This window comes from Sphaerisporangium siamense, from assembly GCF_014205275.1.
In the GTDB taxonomy this organism is placed as follows: domain Bacteria; phylum Actinomycetota; class Actinomycetes; order Streptosporangiales; family Streptosporangiaceae; genus Sphaerisporangium; species Sphaerisporangium siamense.
The window spans coordinates 7882859-7898871 of the sequence record NZ_JACHND010000001.1; the positions used below are offsets into that span (position 1 = coordinate 7882859).

Sequence of the window (16013 nt, forward strand, 5' to 3'; positions counted from 1 at the left end):
GGACGGGATGGCGGAAGAACTGGACACCAGGGCCTCCATGATGGGGTCGTAGGCGACTTTGCCACCATACCCAGGACGGCCCGCACGGCTTTCGGGAGGTCTCACGGCGAGACGCCGCGCGGCGGGACCCGACACGCAGGGAGGACACGCAATGCTGCTGAGAATCGACCATGTGGGCATCGCCTGCGAGAATCTCGACGAGAAGATCGCGTACTACGAGGCGACCTTCGGCGTGACCGTCGTCAGCCGTGAGGTCAACGAGGAGCAAGGGGTGAAGGAAGCCATGTTGCACGTGGCCGACGGCGAGGGGGGCGGCTCCTACATCCAGTTGCTGGAACCCCTGGGCCCCGACACCCCGGTGGGCAAGTTCCTGGCCAAGCGCGGCGAGGGGCTCCACCACATCGCCTACGGTGTCCGCGACATCACGGCGGCAATGGAGCAGATCGGCGGCTCAGGGGTGCGTTTGCTGGACGAGCGTCCCCGTCACGGCGCAATGGGCACCTCAATCGCGTTTCTTCATCCAAAGGACGTGGGAGGAGTCTTGACAGAGCTGGTCGAGTCCCCTCCGCGGCCGTCCTAGCAGACGAAACTTAACAATGGCTAATTCGTAACAAGTCACGCAGAAAGCCGGACGGGACCTCCAATTCGGCACCACCGGAGTACGCTGGCCTATCACCGGACGTGGTTCCCGCGCCATGGACGGGCGAGCCGAGCACGATCACCCGAGGGCCGCTGTCGCGAGCCCCGGGTCACCGTGCCCGAGCGCGCGCGGTCATTGGTAGCGGGTTCCCCGCCTCGGATGTCCGCCCCCCGTCCGGCCCGTGTAGCCGTCTCGACAACCCAGGATCGAGCCTCATGCAGTCCGACATCGACGCCCAGCTGAACAATTTCTTCGAAGACGCCCCCACGCGGGAATTCGACGTGGTTCTCCGTGGTTACGACCGGCACCAGGTTCACGACCACCTCAAGCAACTCGACACCGAGCTGCGCCAGGCGCGCGAGCAACTCGCCGCCTCCCAGCGCGATCTTTCCGATTCTCAGCGCCAGCTCCAGGAACAGGAACGCCCGACTTATTCCGGGCTCGGCGCCCGGATCGAGCAGCTCCTGCGCCTCGCGGAGGAGCAGGCGACCGAGCTGGTCCAGGCGGCCAGGGCCGAGGCCAACGAGATCAAGGCCGCCGCCAAGGTGGACGCGGCGGACACCCGGGCCGCGGCGGAGAACGAGGCCGCGGACAAGCGGGCGCTGGCCACGCGCGAGGCCGATGAGATGCGCACCACGGCGGAGCGCGAGGCCGAAGAGATCCGTTCGACCGCCAAGCGCGAGGCCGACGAGCTGACCTCCACCACGGAACGTGAGGTCGCCAAGCTCCGGGCCACCGCCGACCACGAGGTCGCCGAGAAGCGCGCCGACGCCGAGCGCGAGATCGCCAAGCTGCGCACCACCACCGAGCGTGAGGTGGCCCAGCTCCGGGCCTCCACCAAGCGTGAGCGCGACGAGGTCCTCACCACCGCCAAGCGCCAGGCCGACGAGATGCGGGCCCAGGCCCAGCGGGTCCTTGAGGAGTCCGAGGCCAAGCGCGCCCAGGACGAGGCGGAGTTCGAGATCCAGCTCGCCGCGCGCCGCGAGGAGGCCGAGCGCCAGGAGTCGGAGCGCCACGCCACCGCCCAGGCCGCCACGCAGAAGCTGGTCGCCGAGGCCGAGCAGCGCGCCGCCACCGCCGAGCAGCGCGCCTCCAAGGCCACCCAGCAGGCCGAGCAGACCCGCCGCGAGGCCGACACCCACGCCAAGCAGCTTCTGGCGAACGCCCGCAAGAACGCCGACCAGCTCGTGGCGGAGGCCAAGTCCAGCGCCGAGTCGATCGTCTCGGACGCCAAGGCCGAGGCCGAGCGCAACAGGACCGTCGCCCAGCGCCAGGTGGACGAGCTGACCCGCCAGCGGGACAGCATCACGAGCCACCTCGCCCAGCTCCGCCAGCTTCTCGGCGGCGCGGCGCTGCCGGGCATGGACGACGCGCCGGCGGTCTCCGCTCCTCCGGCCAAGCCCGCCCTCCCGGCCACGCCGGCCCCGAGCGAGAAGCCGGCCCCCGCGCCGGCCGCGCAGCGCGCCTCGGCGTCCGCCGAGGACGAGTCCGAGTGGTGGCAGGAGTAATCACCGGGGTTCCACCACATCAGGGGCGTCAGGACTGCTGACGGGAGAGCCTGGCGATCATCATGGTCGCTAGGCTCTCCTGTGTTGTCCGCGCCATCATGACGCCGAGGAGCAGTCGTGACCGATACCGCCCCGGACGCGGTGTCCCGTCCGGGAACACCCGCCAGGCCGGGTCCCTCGGCGCCCGCGCGTGCCGCCAGGGAGGCCGACGACGACCCGGGCGAGGTGACCGACGTCCTGCCGGGCGTCCCCGGCCCGGCGCGTCCCGGCGACCCGCCCGCCCCGCGTCCCGCCCCGAGACGGCCGGCGGCGGACGCCGTCGAGGAGCGCGCGGAGGCCGCCCCGTACGGCGTGCCGGGCAAGCCGTTCGCCCGCGGCCCGTTCCTGTGGGGGCTCACGGCCGCGCTCGGCGTGCTGACGGCGTGGGGGCTGGCGCAGGCCCTGATCAGCGCGCGCAGCGTGATCGTGATGATCGTGGTGGCGGCGTTCCTCGCGGTCGGGCTGAACCCCGTCGTCGAGGGCCTGCGGCGGTGGGGGCTCGGCCGCCGCGCGGCGATCTCGATCGTCTTCCTCGGCGTGATCGTCATGTTCGGGCTGTTCGGCCTGGCGATCGTCCCGCCCGTGAGCCAGGAGGCCAGCGACTTCGTGGGCGCGGTGCCCGGCTACGTGCAGGATCTGCTGGCCAACCCGACGATCAAGCGGCTGGACGCCGACTACCAGATCCTCGCCAACGTGCGCGACTACATCACCAGCGGAGGTCTCGGCGCGACGGTGGCCGGGGGCATCCTGGGCGCCGGAGCCGTCGTGCTGGACGCGTTCTTCTCGGGGCTGACGCTGCTGGTGCTCACCCTGTACTTCCTGGGCTCGCTCCCCTCCATCAGGGAGTATCTGCTGCGGCTGGTGCCCGCCACCCGCCGTCCGCGCACGGCGGCGATCGGGGACGAGATCCTGGCGGGGATCGGCGGCTACGTGGCGGGCAACGTGCTGATCTCGGTGATCGCGGGCGCGCTGTCGTGGCTGTTCCTGACCGTCGCGGGCGCGAAGTACGCGCTGGCGCTCGCGCTCGTGGTGGCGGTGACGGACCTGATCCCGCTGGTGGGGGCGACGGTGGGCGCCGTGCTGGTGAGCGCGGTCGGGTTCCTGCAGTCCACGACGCTCGGCGTCGCCTGCGCGATCTTCTTCATCGTCTACCAGCAGATCGAGAACTACGTCATCTACCCGCGCGTGATGCGCAGGTCGGTGGACGTCGCGCCGGCGGTGACGGTGATCGCCGCGCTGTTCGGCGGCGCGCTGCTCGGGGCGGTCGGGGCGCTGCTGGCCATCCCCGTCGCCGCGGCGGTGGCGCTGATCCTGCGCGAGGTCGTGCTGCCCCGCCAGGCCGGGCTGTGAGGGCGCTCAGGCGGCGGTGAGGCCGCCGTCGATGAACAGCACCTGCCCGGTCATGTAGGACGAGGCGTCGGCGGCGAGGAACACGGCGGGGCCGGCCATCTCCTCGGGAGTGCCCCAGCGGCCCATGGGCACGCCCGCGATCGTCGCCTTGCCGGCGTTCTCGTCCTCCCACAGGACGCGGTTGAGGTCGGTGGCGGTCCAGCCGGGGCACAGGGCGTTGACGCGGACGCCGCTGCCCGCCCATTCCAGCGCCAGCGACTTGGTCAGCGCCACGACGCCCGCCTTGGCCGCCGCGTACGGGGCCATGAACGGCGCGCCCTGGGCCGCGACCGACGCCACGTTGATCACCGAGCCGGAGCCGCGCTCCAGCAGGTGGGGGGCGAGGGCGTGGCACACGGCCATCGCCGAGTCGAGGTTGAGCCTCATGAGCTTGTCCCAGCCCGACAGGCGCAGGTCCTTGAACGGCACGATGAAGTTGGAGCCGCCGGCGTTGTTCACGACGACGTCCACGTGGCCGAGCCGCTCGACGGCCTCCCGCGCGGCCGTGCCGGCGGCGTCGCGGTCGGACAGGTCGCACGCGATGACGTGCGCGCGGCGGCCGAGCGCCTCGACCTCGCGCGCGACCTCGGCCAGGGCGTCGCGCGACCGGGCGACGAGCGCGACGTCCGCCCCGGCGGCGGCGTAGGCGAGCGCGATGGCCCGGCCGATCCCCCGCGACGCCCCGGTGACGAGCGCGCCGCGCCCGGAAAGATCGAACGCCTGCACGGCATGCCTCCTCGCTACGACCGAACAAGATTCTACGGACGTCGCCGGACGGCGCAAGGCGCGCCGGTCACACCTCGGCCTGCACGGGATGCGCGGCCGGGTTCACCCGCTTGACGATCTCGTTCAGCACGACGCGGACGTACGGCTCGCCGACCCACAGGTGCTTGGCGCCCTCCACGCCGACCACCTCCGCCTGGGGGACCCGGGCGAAGCGCCGGCGCGCCTCCTCGGGCCTGAGGTAGTCGTCGAACTCGGGCACCAGCGCGACCAGGGGCCGTCCGAACGCGGCCCAGGCGTCCAGGTCGGCGTCACCGGCCCGCTTCAGCGGCGGCGACAGCAGGATCGCGCCCTGGACCAGCGGGTCGTGTCCCCACTTCAGCGCCAGCTCGGTGCCGAACGACCAGCCGAGCAGCCACGGGTTCGGCAGGTCGTGGAACTCGGCGTACTCCAGGGCGGCGGCGACGTCGAACCGCTCCCCCTCGCCCTCGTCGAAGGCCCCCTCGGATCTCCCTCGATCCGAGGCCGTGCCGCGGGTGTTGAAGCGCAGCACCGCGAGGTCCGCCAGCGCGGGCAGCCGGTAGGACGCCTTGCGCAGCACGTGGCTGTCCATCATGCCCGCCGCCGTCGGCAGCGGGTGCAGGCAGATCAGCGTGGCGGCGGGACGGCCCTCGGGCGGCGAGGCCAGCTCGCCCACCAGTGTGAGCCCGTCCGCCGTGTGCAGCTCGATGTCCTCCCGTACGGCGGGCAGGACCGTCGACGCGCGAATCTCCAAACGACTACTCCTCGAAGAACCCCGGCGGGCGCCGGGCGTGCGTGCGGGCGGGGCTCAGTACCGCGTGCGCCCGGGCCCGCGGTCGGCGCGCTTGCGCCAGCACGCGGTGTGCCAGTGACGCCGCTCCCCCTCGCCGCCCGTCCAGTTGGGCCAGCTCACGATGTGCGGGAGCCCCGCCCTGATCTCCTGGTCGCAGCCCGGGCAGCGGTAGGTCTTGTCCGAGCCGGCGCCGGAGACCAGGCGGACCTTCCACTCTCCGTCCGGCCCCTCCTCCACCCGGTCCATGCCGTGCAGAGCGCCGTCCAGAGGCCGCGCGGGCGCGGCACGGCCACCCCTGTCCCAGGGGTCCATGCGGCGGGCGCGCCGGGGGCTCATATCGACACGAACGCCAGATCGCCGGATCTTCTTCCGTCACCTGTCCTCGACACGGGAGATCCCGGCGGTGACGAGCCGGTCGAGCAGGGGCGCCGGGGCGAACGAGGGTTCCCGGTACTCGGCGTACAGCGCGCGCAGGCCGTCGCGCACGGTCCGCGGGCCGATCGCGGCGAGCGTCTCGAACGGCCCGGCGGGATAGCCGCAGCCGAGCCGCATCGCGGTGTCGATGTCGGCGGCCGAGGCGTAGCCGGAGTCGTACATGCGGACGGCGTCGTTCAGGTACGGGTACAGCAGCGCGTCCACCACGAACCCGGCGCGGTCGGCGGTGGCGACCGGGGCGCGGCCGAGCGCGCGGACCAGGCGGGCCGCCGCCTCGGCCGCCGCGGGAGCGGTGAGCACGGTGGAGACGACCTCGGCGACCCGCTCGCCCACCGGGTGCAGCCCCACCAGGCGCTCGGGGTGGGGCAGCCGGGCGGCGTGCTCGACGACCGGGGTGCTGGACAGGGCGAGCACCAGGTCGGCCTGTCCGACCTCCACGATCTTGTACCCGGCCGCCGACACCTCCCCGGCCAGGGCGCCGGTGCCGTCGCCGATCACGGCCACCGTGACGTCGCCGGGCGCCGGCTCGGCCCGCTCGGGCGCGCTCTCGCCGCCGCCGTCGTGGACGTGGAAGCCGCGCCCGCTCTTGCGGCCGAGCAGCCCGGCGGTCACCAGTTCGCGCAGGATCGGCGCGGGCGCGTGCACGCGGTCGCGGCTCTCCTGGAAGAGCACCTCGCAGACCTCGTGCGAGACGTCCAGGCCGATCAGGTCGAGCAGCGCGAACGGGCCCATGGGGAACCCGGCGCCGAGCCGCATCGCCGTGTCGATGTCGTCGCGGGTGGCGACGCCGAGCTCCAGCAGGGTCGCGGCGTGGTTGAGGTAGCCGAGCAACAGGCGGTTGACGACGAACCCGGCGCGGTCTCCCACGGTCACCGGGGTCTTGCCGAGACGCCGGGCCAGCCCGGCGACGTCCTCGGCCACGCCCTCGCCGGTGACGACGGTGCGCACGACCTCGACGAGCTTCATCACGGGCGCGGGGTTGAAGAAGTGCATGCCGACGACCCGGCCGGGGCGCTCGGTGGCGGCGGCGACGGCGGTCACCGACAGGGAGGAGGTGTTGGTGGCGAGGATCGCGTCCGGCCGGCAGACCCGGTCCAGGTCGGTGAACAGGGCGTGCTTGTAGTCCATGACCTCGGGGATCGCCTCGATCACCAGGTCGGCGTCGCGCAGGTCGTCCAGCGAGCCGGTGAAGGTGATGCGGTCGAGGATGGCCTGGCGGCCCGCCTCGTCGAGCCTGCCCCTGCTCACCGCGCGCCCGGTGGAGCGCTCGACGTGCCCGCGCCCGCGTTCGAGCGCCTGGGCGTCGACCTCGACGCCGGCGACGCGCAGCCCCGCGCGGGCGAACACCTCGGCGATGCCGGCTCCCATGGTCCCCAGCCCGACGACACCCACCGTCTCAAACGTCCGTGACATCCGGCCCTCCTCTCGCCCGCCAGTCTCCCAGAGCCCCGCACGCCATCTCAAAACGCCCCACCCGTCGGGGCGGAGGTCCGCCCGACGGCGCCCGGCGACCCCCGCACGGGCGGTAGGGTTGGCGGTCATGCGGCTGGTCATCGCGCGGTGCAGCGTGGATTACGTGGGTCGGCTGACGGCGCACCTTCCTATGGCGCCCCGGCTGATCCTGATCAAGGCGGACGGCTCGGTGTCCATTCACTCCGACGACCGTGCGTTCAAGCCGCTCAACTGGATGAACCCCCCGTGCAGGCTGCGCGAGGAGGACGGCGGCTGGACGGTCACGCACGGCAAGACCGGCGAGCAGCTCATCGTCACCATCGAGGAGATCCTGCACGACTCCAGCCACGAGCTGGGCGTCGACCCGGGCCTGCGCAAGGACGGCGTCGAGGCCCATCTGCAGGAGTTGCTGGCCGAGCACATCGAGACCCTGGGCGAGGGGTGGACCCTCATCCGCAGGGAGTACCCGACCGCGATCGGCCCGGTGGACATCCTGTGCCGTGACGACCACGGCGGCACGGTCGCCGTCGAGATCAAGAGGCGCGGCGAGATCGACGGGGTCGAGCAGCTCACGCGCTACCTCGAACTGCTCAACCGCGACCCGCTGATCGCCCCGGTCAAGGGCGTCTTCGCCGCGCAGGAGATCAGGCCCCAGGCCCGCGTGCTGGCCGCCGACCGCGGCATCGGCTGCGTCACGCTCGACTACGACGCCCTGCGCGGCATCGAGCGCACCGACACCCTCTTCTGACCTCCGGCCCTCGGGCTCTCAACCTCCGCCCCTCGGACTTCTGACCACGGGCCCGCAGACCGGGCCCGGCTTCCGCGCGGGGTCGCGCTCTGTGTCGTCCATCACCGGACGTTCTCCTGCGAACACGCGGATAACGCGCAATCCGGCGTACCCGAATATCGTTCAGATCGATGACGGCATAACGCGGCCGATGATCGGGCACGCCGTTTCCCCCCGGCGATTCGCCGCTCTGCCGACGCGCGCAGCGATCTTGACCGGCCATGGTCTCATCGCACCATCTGCCCGACATTAGGGGCGATACACCGCAATATTCGTTCTAAAGAGTAACGATCCAAGTACGTAGTGAATTTTTCTGAAAAAATCGCAACTTTTTAGGCACTTAGTGGCGTCTAGATCATGAACAAGGGGAGTTGGCACGGGGAACGCTCGCCGGACTTCCGCGGCATCGACGACTTCATGACACAGGGGGCGCTCAGCGTGATCAGGAGGGTGATCAGGAAGGCGCGCCGGACCCCGGCGCAGGCGGCGGTGGGGCTGCTGGAACTGATCAACCGCAGGCGCGCGCGCAAGACGCCGTCCCGCGACGCGGGCACGGTGCGCATCCTGCTGCTGCACGCCTACGGCATGGGCGGGACGATCAGGACGGTGCTCAACCTGGCCGGCCACCTCGCCAAGGACCGCGACGTCGAGATCGTCAGCCTGGTGCGCACCAACGAGGACCCGTTCTTCCCCTGGCCGCCGGGCGTGCGGGTGCGGTTCCTCGACGACAGGACGGTCCCGCGCGGCCGGTTCGCCGAGTTCCTCGCCCGCCGGCCGACCCGGCTGGTGCCGAAGGAGGAGAAGGCGTACCACACCATGAACCTGCTCACCGACCTGCGGCTCGTCCGCTTCCTGCGGTCGCTGCGCGGCGGCGTGCTGATCGGGACTCGGCCCTCGTTCAACCTGGTCATGAGCCTGTTCGCCCCGCCGGAGGTCATCACCGTCGGCCAGGAGCACGTCACCCACGAGTCGCACGGCCCGGAGATCCAGGCCCTGATCAAGCGGCGCTACGGCAGGCTCGACGCCTTCGCCACCCTCACCGAGGCCGACAGGAAGGCGTACGCCAAGGCGCTGAAGGCGAACCCGCCCGGACGGCTCCTCCGCATCCCCAACGCGATCCCCGACCTGGCCGGGGACGTCTCCACGCTGTCGGAGAAGGTCGTCGTCGCCATCGGCCGCATCGTGTGGGTGAAGGGCTTCGACCGCCTGGTCAACGCCTGGAAGACGGTCGCCGAGTCGCACCCGGACTGGGTGCTGCGCATCTACGGCGCCGGGACCCCCGAGCGCGAGGAGCGGCTGCGTGCCCGCATCGACGAGGCGGGGCTGTCGGACAAGGTCTTCCTGATGGGCAGCACCCCCGACATCGGCGTCGAGCTGTCCAAGTCGTCGATCTACGCCGTCAGCTCCCGCTACGAGGGATTCGGGATGACCATCCTGGAGGCCATGAGCAAGGGCGTGCCGGTGGCCAGCTTCAACTGCCCGCACGGCCCCAAGGAGATCATCACCGACGGGCACGACGGGCTGCTCATCCGCTCCAAGAAGGCCGTGGCGCTGGGCGACGGCATCTGCCGCCTGATCGAGGACGAGACCCTGCGGCGGCAGCTCGGGGCCAACGCGCTGCAGACCGCCGCGAACTACCATATGGACGTGATCGGCCCGCGCTGGACCGCCGTGCTGGACGAGCTCGCCGGAACCGCGCCCCGCTCCTCCTGAGGCCCCGTTCCGCGGGTGTCCACCGAACGGTGGACACCCGGTTCGACCTGCCGGTGGTGCCGGAAAAGAGCCTGTCGCCGCGATGATTGCCGCATGAATCGGACAGCGGTGAGCGTACGCGGCCTTACCAAGCGGTACGGGGACGTCCGCGCGGTGGACGGCATCGATCTGCAGATCGGCGTGGGCGAGGTGTTCGCGATCCTCGGGCCCAACGGCGCGGGCAAGTCGACGACCGTGGAAATCCTGGAGGGGTACCGGCGGCGCGACGCCGGGGAGGTCAGCGTGCTCGGCACCGACCCCGGGCGCCCCACCCGGCTCTGGCGCAGCAGGATCGGCATCGTCCTGCAGACGGCGAACGACGTGGCCGAGCTGACGGTCCGCGAGACCGTGCGCCACTTCGCCTCCCTCTACCCCGCCCCGAGGGACCCCGACGAGGTGATCGCGCACGTCGGGCTGGCCGAGAAGGCGGGGACGCGGCTGCGGCGGCTCTCCGGCGGCCAGCGGCGGCGGGTCGACGTCGCGCTCGGCGTGATCGGCGACCCCGAGCTGCTGTTCCTGGACGAGCCGACCACCGGCTTCGACCCCGAGGCGCGCCGGCGGTTCTGGGAGCTGATCCAGGGCCTGGCCGACGAGGGCACGACCATCGTCCTCACGACGCACTACCTCGACGAGGCCGAGGCGCTCGCCGACCGGGTCGCCGTCATCGCCGCGGGCCGCATCGTGGCCGAGGGCGAGCCCGCCACGCTCGGCGGGCGCGCGACGGCCAGGGCCAAGGTGACCTGGCTGGAGGACGGCGAGCGCCGGCGCGTCGAGACCGCCACCCCGACCGCGACGGTCATGGAGCTCACCGCCCGCTTCGACGGCGAGGTGCCCGAGCTGACCGTGACGCGCCCCTCCCTGGAGGACGTCTACCTGGGGCTCATCGGCTCCGCCCACGACGGCGCCTGACGCGCCCGCCGGCCCGTCCTCCCCCGAACCCGCCCCTTCCCACCGTCAGAGGTTTCCATGAGCGACACCGTCGCGCCCCCCGCGGCCACGGCCACCGCGCGGACGCCCCACCCGCTGCCCTCGGTCCTCGCGACCGGGTGGTCCAGGGCCGCCGCCGAGACCAGGATGTTCTTCCGCGAGAAGGACGCGGTGATCTTCACCTTCGCCTTCCCGATCATCCTGCTCGTGATCTTCGGTTCCATCTTCCAGGGGCACGTCAACAGCCAGATCACCGTCTCCCAGCTCTACGCCGCCGGGCTGATCGGCGCGGGCGTCATGAGCACCAGCTTCCAGTCCCTCGGCGTGGGCATCGCGGTCGACCGGGAGGACGGCACGCTCAAGCGCCTCGCCGGCACTCCGATGCCGCGGGCCGCCTACTTCCTCGGCAAGATCCTCAACGTCCTGCTGCTGTCGCTGCTGGAGGTCGCGATCCTGCTGGCCGTCGGCGTGGCGCTGTACGACCTGGAGCTCCCGACCGCGGCCGGGAACTGGGTGACCTTCGCCTGGGTGTTCCTGCTCGGCGTCACGGCCTCCTCACTGCTCGGCATCGCGGTCAGCACCCTGCCGAGGTCGGCCAAGAGCGCGACCGCGGTGATCAGCCTGCCGTTCGTGGTGCTGCAGTTCATCTCCGGGGTGTTCATCCCGTTCAACCAGCTTCCCGACTGGCTGATCAAGGTGGCCTCGTTCCTCCCGCTCAAGTGGATGTGCCAGGGTTTCCGTTCGGTGTTCCTGGGAGACGCGGGGGCGTCCCTGGAGCCGGCGAAGTCCTATGAACTGGACCGTGTCGCGCTCGTCCTGGGCGCGTGGGTCATCGGAGGTCTGGTGCTGTGCCTGACGACGTTCCGCTGGAAGGGCCGCCGCGACGGCTGACGCCGCGCATGGCGCGCGGGGACGCCTGGGTCGTGCTGCCCGGCTGGGAGTTCCTGTTCCTGGTCGCATTGTCGGTGACGGTGACGTTCGTGGTGTGGGACGGCGGGCCCACCTCGTCCAAGGCGGCGGCGGTGCTGCTGCTCATGGCCTGCGCGATCGCCTACCTGCTGTTCGGGCGGCGGGCGATCCGCGCCGACCGGAGCGCCACGCGCGAGGGCCTGCTCTATCTCGGCATCGCCTTCGCCACCTTCGTCCCCGCCACCGTCATCGTCCCCTCCTCCTCGTTCGCGCTGTTCGGGCTCTGCCCGCAGATGTTCATGCTGCTGCGCTCGGGGTGGGCGCTGGTGGCGGTGGTGGGCCTGAACCTGTGCCCCGCGATCCGCTTCCTCCTCCAGCCCGGCGTGACCCGGCATGAGCTGGCCGGGTTCGTCACCACCAGCGCGATCGCGATCACGTTCTCGCTGGTGTTCGGCCCGTGGGTCCTACGGATCATCGACCAGAGCGCCGAACGGGCCGAGCTGATCGAGGAGCTGCGGGCCAGCCGGGCGGAGGTGGAGCGGCTCTCGCGGGAGCGGGGCGCCCTGGCCGAGCGGCAGCGGCTGGCCGGGGAGATCCACGACACGCTGGCCCAGGGGTTCACCAGCATCATCATGCTGATCCAGGCCGCCGAGGCGCAGGCCGACCCCTCGCGCCACCTGGCGCTCGCCGTGCGCACCGCGCGGGAGAACCTGGAGGAGGCCCGGGGGCTGATCGCCGCGCTCACCCCGGGCCCGCTGGACGGCTCCACGCTGGAGGAGGCGCTCGGCAGGATCGCCGCGCGGCTCGGCGAGGAGCTCGGGGCGCCGGTCACGTTCACCGCCGAGGGGGCCTCGCGCCCGATCGCGCCCGGCCTGGAGGTCGTCCTCATCCGCGCCGCCCAGGAGGCGCTGGCCAACGTGCGCAAGCACGCGGCGGCCTCCTCGGCCCAGGTGACGCTGCAGTACGGTGAGCGCGAGGTCGTCCTGCGCGTCCGCGACGACGGGACCGGCTTCGACGGCGCCGCCCTGGACGCCGCGCCCGCGCACCTGGCGGACGCCACCGAGGGACGCGGGTACGGCCTGCGGGCCATGCGGTCCCGCGTGGAGCAGGCCGGAGGCACGCTGCGCGTACGGACGGCGCCCGGGGAGGGCGCCGAGCTGACCGTCCGGCTTCCCCACGAGCCGGAGAACCCCCAGGAACCGGAGGAGGAGTCCCCCGCGTGATACGCGTGCTGATCGTCGACGACCACCCCGTCGTCCGTGAGGGCCTGCGCGGCATGCTGGAGGCCGACCCCGGCATCGGCGTGGCCGGGGAGGCCGGGTCCGGCGAGGAGTCCGTGGCGATGGCGCGCGAGCTGGACCCCGACGTGATCCTGATGGACCTGCGCATGCCCGGGGGCGACGGCGTCGCGGCCATCGAGCGCATCCTCGCCGACCGGCCGCGCAGCCGCGTGATCGTCCTCACCACCTACGAGACCGACCAGGACATCGTGCGCGCCGTCGAGGCCGGCGCGGCGGGCTATCTGCTGAAGGACACCGCGCGCGCCGACCTCGTCGCCGCCGTGTTCGCCGCCGCGCGCGGCGAGACCGTGCTGTCGCCGTCGGTCGCCACGCGGCTGGTCACGCGGATGCGCGCGCCCGCGGCCGAGTCGCTGTCCCGGCGCGAGACCGAGGTGCTGGCGCTGGTCGCGCGGGGGCTGACCAACGCCGAGATCGGCAGGAGCCTGTTCATCAGCGAGGCGACGGTGAAGACCCACCTGCTGCGCGTCTTCGGCAAGCTCGGCGTCTCCGACCGCACCGCGGCCGTCACCACCGCGCTGGCCCGCGGCCTGCTGTGATCGCACGGCCGTGCTCGTCATCGTGCTCGTCACCGTCCGTACGGAGCTAGGGTTGCGGCAGATCCCGCGGAGGTGGACGATCGAGGTCCCGGAGCCCGGCTCCCGCACCGGCCGCCGCGGCGAGCGCCGAGAGGAACCAGCATGTCAACGGCCACCGAGCATCGGACCTTCGACTCCCTGAACCCCGCCACCGGCACGGTCGTCGGCTCCCATCCGATCCACGACGCCGCCGCCGTGCGCGCGGCCGTGCGCGACGCGGGCGAGGCGGCGCGGTGGTGGGCGCGGCTCGGCCACGCCGAGCGCAGGCGCCGGTTGCTGGACTTCAAGGCCGTCCTCACCCGCGAGCTGCACCGCGTCGCGAACCTCATCCACGAGGAGACCGGCAAGCCCGTCGGCGACGCGACGCTGGAGACGGTGCTCGCGATCGTCCACCTCGACTGGGCGGCGCGCAACGCGCGCAAGGTGCTCGGGCCGCGCCGGGTCTCCCCCGGCCTGATCTCGGTCAACATGGCGGCCACGCTGGAGTACCTGCCGCTCGGCGTGGTCGGCGTGATCGGCCCGTGGAACTACCCGCTCTTCACGCCCATGGGCTCGATCGGGTACGCGCTGGCGGCCGGGAACGCCGTGGTGTTCAAGCCCAGCGAGCTGACCCCGGGCGTGGGCGTGCTGCTGGCGGAGCTGTTCGCCGAGAGCGTCCCCGAACACCGGGTGCTCCAGGTCGTGACCGGCCTCGGCGAGACCGGCGCCGCGCTCGCCGCCGACCCCGGCGTCGGGAAGATCGCCTTCACCGGCTCGACCGCGACGGCCAAGCGGGTCATGGCGGCCTGCGCGGCGAACCTCACCCCGATCGTCGCCGAGTGCGGCGGCAAGGACGCCCTGATCGTCGATGCCGGCGCCGACGTCGCCGCCGCGGCCGACGCCGCGCTGTGGGGCGCGATGTCCAACGCCGGGCAGACCTGCGTGGGCGTGGAGCGCGTGTACGTCGTGGACGCCGTGTACGAGGCGTTCATGCGCGAGCTCACCACGCGGGCCGAGGGGCTGCGCGGCGGCGAGCACTACGGGCCGATCACCATGCCGTCCCAGACCGAGATCATCCGGCGGCACGTCGACGACGCCCTCGCCCGGGGCGGCACGGCCGTGGTCGGCGGCGCCGGGTCCGTGCGGCCCCCGTACGTCGATCCGGTGGTGCTGACCGGGGTGCCCGAGGATTCGAGCGCCGTCCGCGAGGAGACCTTCGGGCCCACCATCACCGTGACCAGGGTGGCGACCGCCGAGGAGGCCCTGCAGAAGGCCAACGCCGCGGCCTACGGCCTGGGCGGCACCGTCTTCTCCGGCGACCCGCGCCGCGCGATGGAGCTGGCCCGCGCGATGCTCACCGGCATGACGGCCATCAATTCGGTCATCTCGTTCGCGGGCGTGCCCGCGCTGCCGTTCGGCGGCGTCGGCGACTCGGGGTTCGGGCGCATCCACGGGGCCGACGGGTTGCGCGAGTTCACGCGCGCCAAGGCGATCACGCGGCAGCGATTCCCTCTGCCGGGGATGAAAATCACGTCGTTCTCCCGGACTCCCGCGGAGCTGCAGCGTCTTGTGAAAATGGTCACTATTCTGCATGGACGACGCAAGAGCTAGTTGTCCTGATACTTCCCCAAAAACGATCTTGCGTCCATAATGATGGGTTCCTACGGCCAGCAGGACGCGAGGTGGGACTTGGCGACCGGACGTGACTACCGCGGGATGACGGCGGAGCAGCGATTAGCCGACCGCAAGGAACGCTTGATGAGCGCGGCGTACACATTGTTCGCCGGAGCGGGATTCAACGCCACCACGATCGAACGGTTGTGCGCCGCGGCCCGCATCTCCAATCGGGCGTTCTACGAGTGCTTCACCGGGCGCGAGGACCTGATGCGCGCGGTCTACGACCGGTGCGTCGAGGAGACGCTGCAGGCGGTGGCCAAGGCCATCGGCGAGGCCCCACCCGACGCCGACAGCCGGATCCTGGCGGGCATCGCCACCTACATCACCTTCGTCACCCGGGACCGGCGCCGCGCGAAGATCATGCATCTGGAGGCGCGAAGGGCCGGGGACATCCTGACCCCGCACCGCCAGCGCGCGGTCACCGGCTTCACCCAGGTGATCGAGGAGACTCTCGGCGAACTGCCCGGCGCTCCGCCCGGACGGCTTCACCTGCTCTCCCTCGCCCTGGTCGGCGCGATCCAGGAACTGCTCATCGAATGGGTGCTCGCCGACGTCAAGCCCCCGCTTGAGGACCTGATCGACACGGCCGTCCACATCTTCCGCAGCTCCTTCGGCTGAGCGCTCCCCCGCTCCCGGCTCGCGCTCACGCCACGGCGGCCGGGGACAGCTCGACCTTCAGGACGCGGTGCAGACGGGTGATCGCGAGCACGCGCATGACCCGCGGCGGCACTCCGCGAAGGACCAGGCGGCGCTCGGCGCGCAGCGCCCGGCGGTGGGTCCCGACCAGCACCCCGAGGCCCGCCGAGTCGATCATCTCCAGGCCCGACAGATCGACGATCATGTCGCCCACACCCGACTCGACCGCCGCGTGCAGCCGCGGCCGCAGCGTGGCCACCGTGCTCCCGTCCAGACGCGACCCCACGTCCACCACCTGGCACCTGTGACCGCACCGGCTCGGCATGCCGCCTCCTCCTGTCAGACGGCCCTCACGGGCCGCAGCGGTCCCCTGCCCACCAGAACCCGTCCCATGCCTGCCCGCCCGCCTCAGAATCGCGCAGAGGCCCCCCGGGGCCCGTCCCCGGCCCTCGGGCGGGCGCGGGCCGGAG

At 72.1% G+C, this 16013-nt stretch carries 16 protein-coding genes; 11 read left to right on the forward strand and 5 right to left on the reverse strand.

Going from position 1 to position 16013, the window contains the following annotated elements; genetic code table 11:
• Window positions 1-151: 151 nt before the first annotated feature.
• From mce to BJ982_RS35650, 3 genes are all read left to right on the forward strand, one after another.
• On the forward strand, window positions 152-580 hold the full coding sequence (gene mce, locus BJ982_RS35640) for a methylmalonyl-CoA epimerase (protein ID WP_184887472.1): 429 nt from the start codon (window positions 152-154) through the stop codon (window positions 578-580).
• A gap of 275 nt (window positions 581-855) precedes the next feature.
• Complete coding sequence (locus tag BJ982_RS35645; protein ID WP_184887474.1) at window positions 856-2148, forward strand: DivIVA domain-containing protein; 1293 nt, start codon at window positions 856-858, stop codon at window positions 2146-2148.
• Between the two features lie 117 nt (window positions 2149-2265).
• Window positions 2266-3537 carry an AI-2E family transporter gene (locus tag BJ982_RS35650; protein ID WP_184887476.1) on the forward strand — a complete coding sequence of 424 codons (1272 nt, stop codon included), beginning with the start codon at window positions 2266-2268 and terminating at the stop codon, window positions 3535-3537.
• 6 nt (window positions 3538-3543) lie between these two features.
• On the opposite strand, the gene BJ982_RS35655 is transcribed toward BJ982_RS35650, so the two are convergent.
• From BJ982_RS35655 to BJ982_RS35670, 4 genes are all read right to left on the reverse strand, one after another.
• Entirely contained in the window at window positions 3544-4302 is a 759-nt protein-coding gene (locus BJ982_RS35655; RefSeq protein ID WP_184887478.1) for an SDR family NAD(P)-dependent oxidoreductase, read from the reverse strand.
• A 67-nt stretch (window positions 4303-4369) separates the two neighbouring features.
• Window positions 4370-5074: an alpha/beta hydrolase gene (locus BJ982_RS35660; RefSeq protein ID WP_184887480.1), complete on the reverse strand. Its 705-nt coding sequence runs from the start codon at window positions 5072-5074 to the stop codon at window positions 4370-4372.
• Window positions 5075-5128: 54 nt separating this feature from the next.
• A complete protein-coding gene (locus BJ982_RS35665; RefSeq protein ID WP_184887482.1) occupies window positions 5129-5449 on the reverse strand; it encodes an Rv1322 family protein in 321 nt (106 codons plus the stop codon).
• Between the two features lie 36 nt (window positions 5450-5485).
• Window positions 5486-6961, reverse strand: a complete 1476-nt coding sequence (locus BJ982_RS35670; RefSeq protein WP_184887485.1) for a 3-hydroxyacyl-CoA dehydrogenase family protein — start codon at window positions 6959-6961, stop codon at window positions 5486-5488.
• 127 nt (window positions 6962-7088) lie between these two features.
• Here BJ982_RS35670 and nucS point away from each other — a divergent pair, with 127 nt between their 5' ends.
• The 8 genes from nucS (at window position 7089) to BJ982_RS35710 (ending at window position 15525) form a co-directional block, all read left to right on the forward strand.
• Complete coding sequence (gene nucS / locus BJ982_RS35675; RefSeq protein WP_184887486.1) at window positions 7089-7748, forward strand: endonuclease NucS; 660 nt, start codon at window positions 7089-7091, stop codon at window positions 7746-7748.
• A gap of 396 nt (window positions 7749-8144) precedes the next feature.
• Window positions 8145-9500, forward strand: a complete 1356-nt coding sequence (locus tag BJ982_RS35680; RefSeq protein ID WP_239122728.1) for a glycosyltransferase family 4 protein — start codon at window positions 8145-8147, stop codon at window positions 9498-9500.
• Between the two features lie 93 nt (window positions 9501-9593).
• Complete coding sequence (locus tag BJ982_RS35685) at window positions 9594-10448, forward strand: ABC transporter ATP-binding protein (protein ID WP_184887488.1); 855 nt, start codon at window positions 9594-9596, stop codon at window positions 10446-10448.
• 57 nt (window positions 10449-10505) lie between these two features.
• A complete protein-coding gene (locus tag BJ982_RS35690; RefSeq protein ID WP_184887490.1) occupies window positions 10506-11357 on the forward strand; it encodes an ABC transporter permease in 852 nt (283 codons plus the stop codon).
• Window positions 11315-12598 carry a sensor histidine kinase gene (locus tag BJ982_RS35695; protein ID WP_184887492.1) on the forward strand — a complete coding sequence of 428 codons (1284 nt, stop codon included), beginning with the start codon at window positions 11315-11317 and terminating at the stop codon, window positions 12596-12598. Before BJ982_RS35690 ends, BJ982_RS35695 begins: the two co-directional genes overlap by 43 nt.
• Window positions 12595-13212 carry a response regulator gene (locus BJ982_RS35700; protein ID WP_184887494.1) on the forward strand — a complete coding sequence of 206 codons (618 nt, stop codon included), beginning with the start codon at window positions 12595-12597 and terminating at the stop codon, window positions 13210-13212. Before BJ982_RS35695 ends, BJ982_RS35700 begins: the two co-directional genes overlap by 4 nt.
• A gap of 141 nt (window positions 13213-13353) precedes the next feature.
• Complete coding sequence (locus tag BJ982_RS35705; protein ID WP_184887496.1) at window positions 13354-14841, forward strand: aldehyde dehydrogenase family protein; 1488 nt, start codon at window positions 13354-13356, stop codon at window positions 14839-14841.
• Window positions 14842-14988: 147 nt separating this feature from the next.
• Window positions 14989-15525, forward strand: coding sequence for a TetR/AcrR family transcriptional regulator (locus BJ982_RS35710; RefSeq protein WP_239122727.1), 537 nt, complete (start codon window positions 14989-14991; stop codon window positions 15523-15525).
• Window positions 15526-15550: 25 nt separating this feature from the next.
• On the opposite strand, the gene BJ982_RS35715 is transcribed toward BJ982_RS35710, so the two are convergent.
• Window positions 15551-15868: an STAS domain-containing protein gene (locus tag BJ982_RS35715; RefSeq protein ID WP_184887498.1), complete on the reverse strand. Its 318-nt coding sequence runs from the start codon at window positions 15866-15868 to the stop codon at window positions 15551-15553.
• Window positions 15869-16013 lie beyond the last annotated feature (145 nt).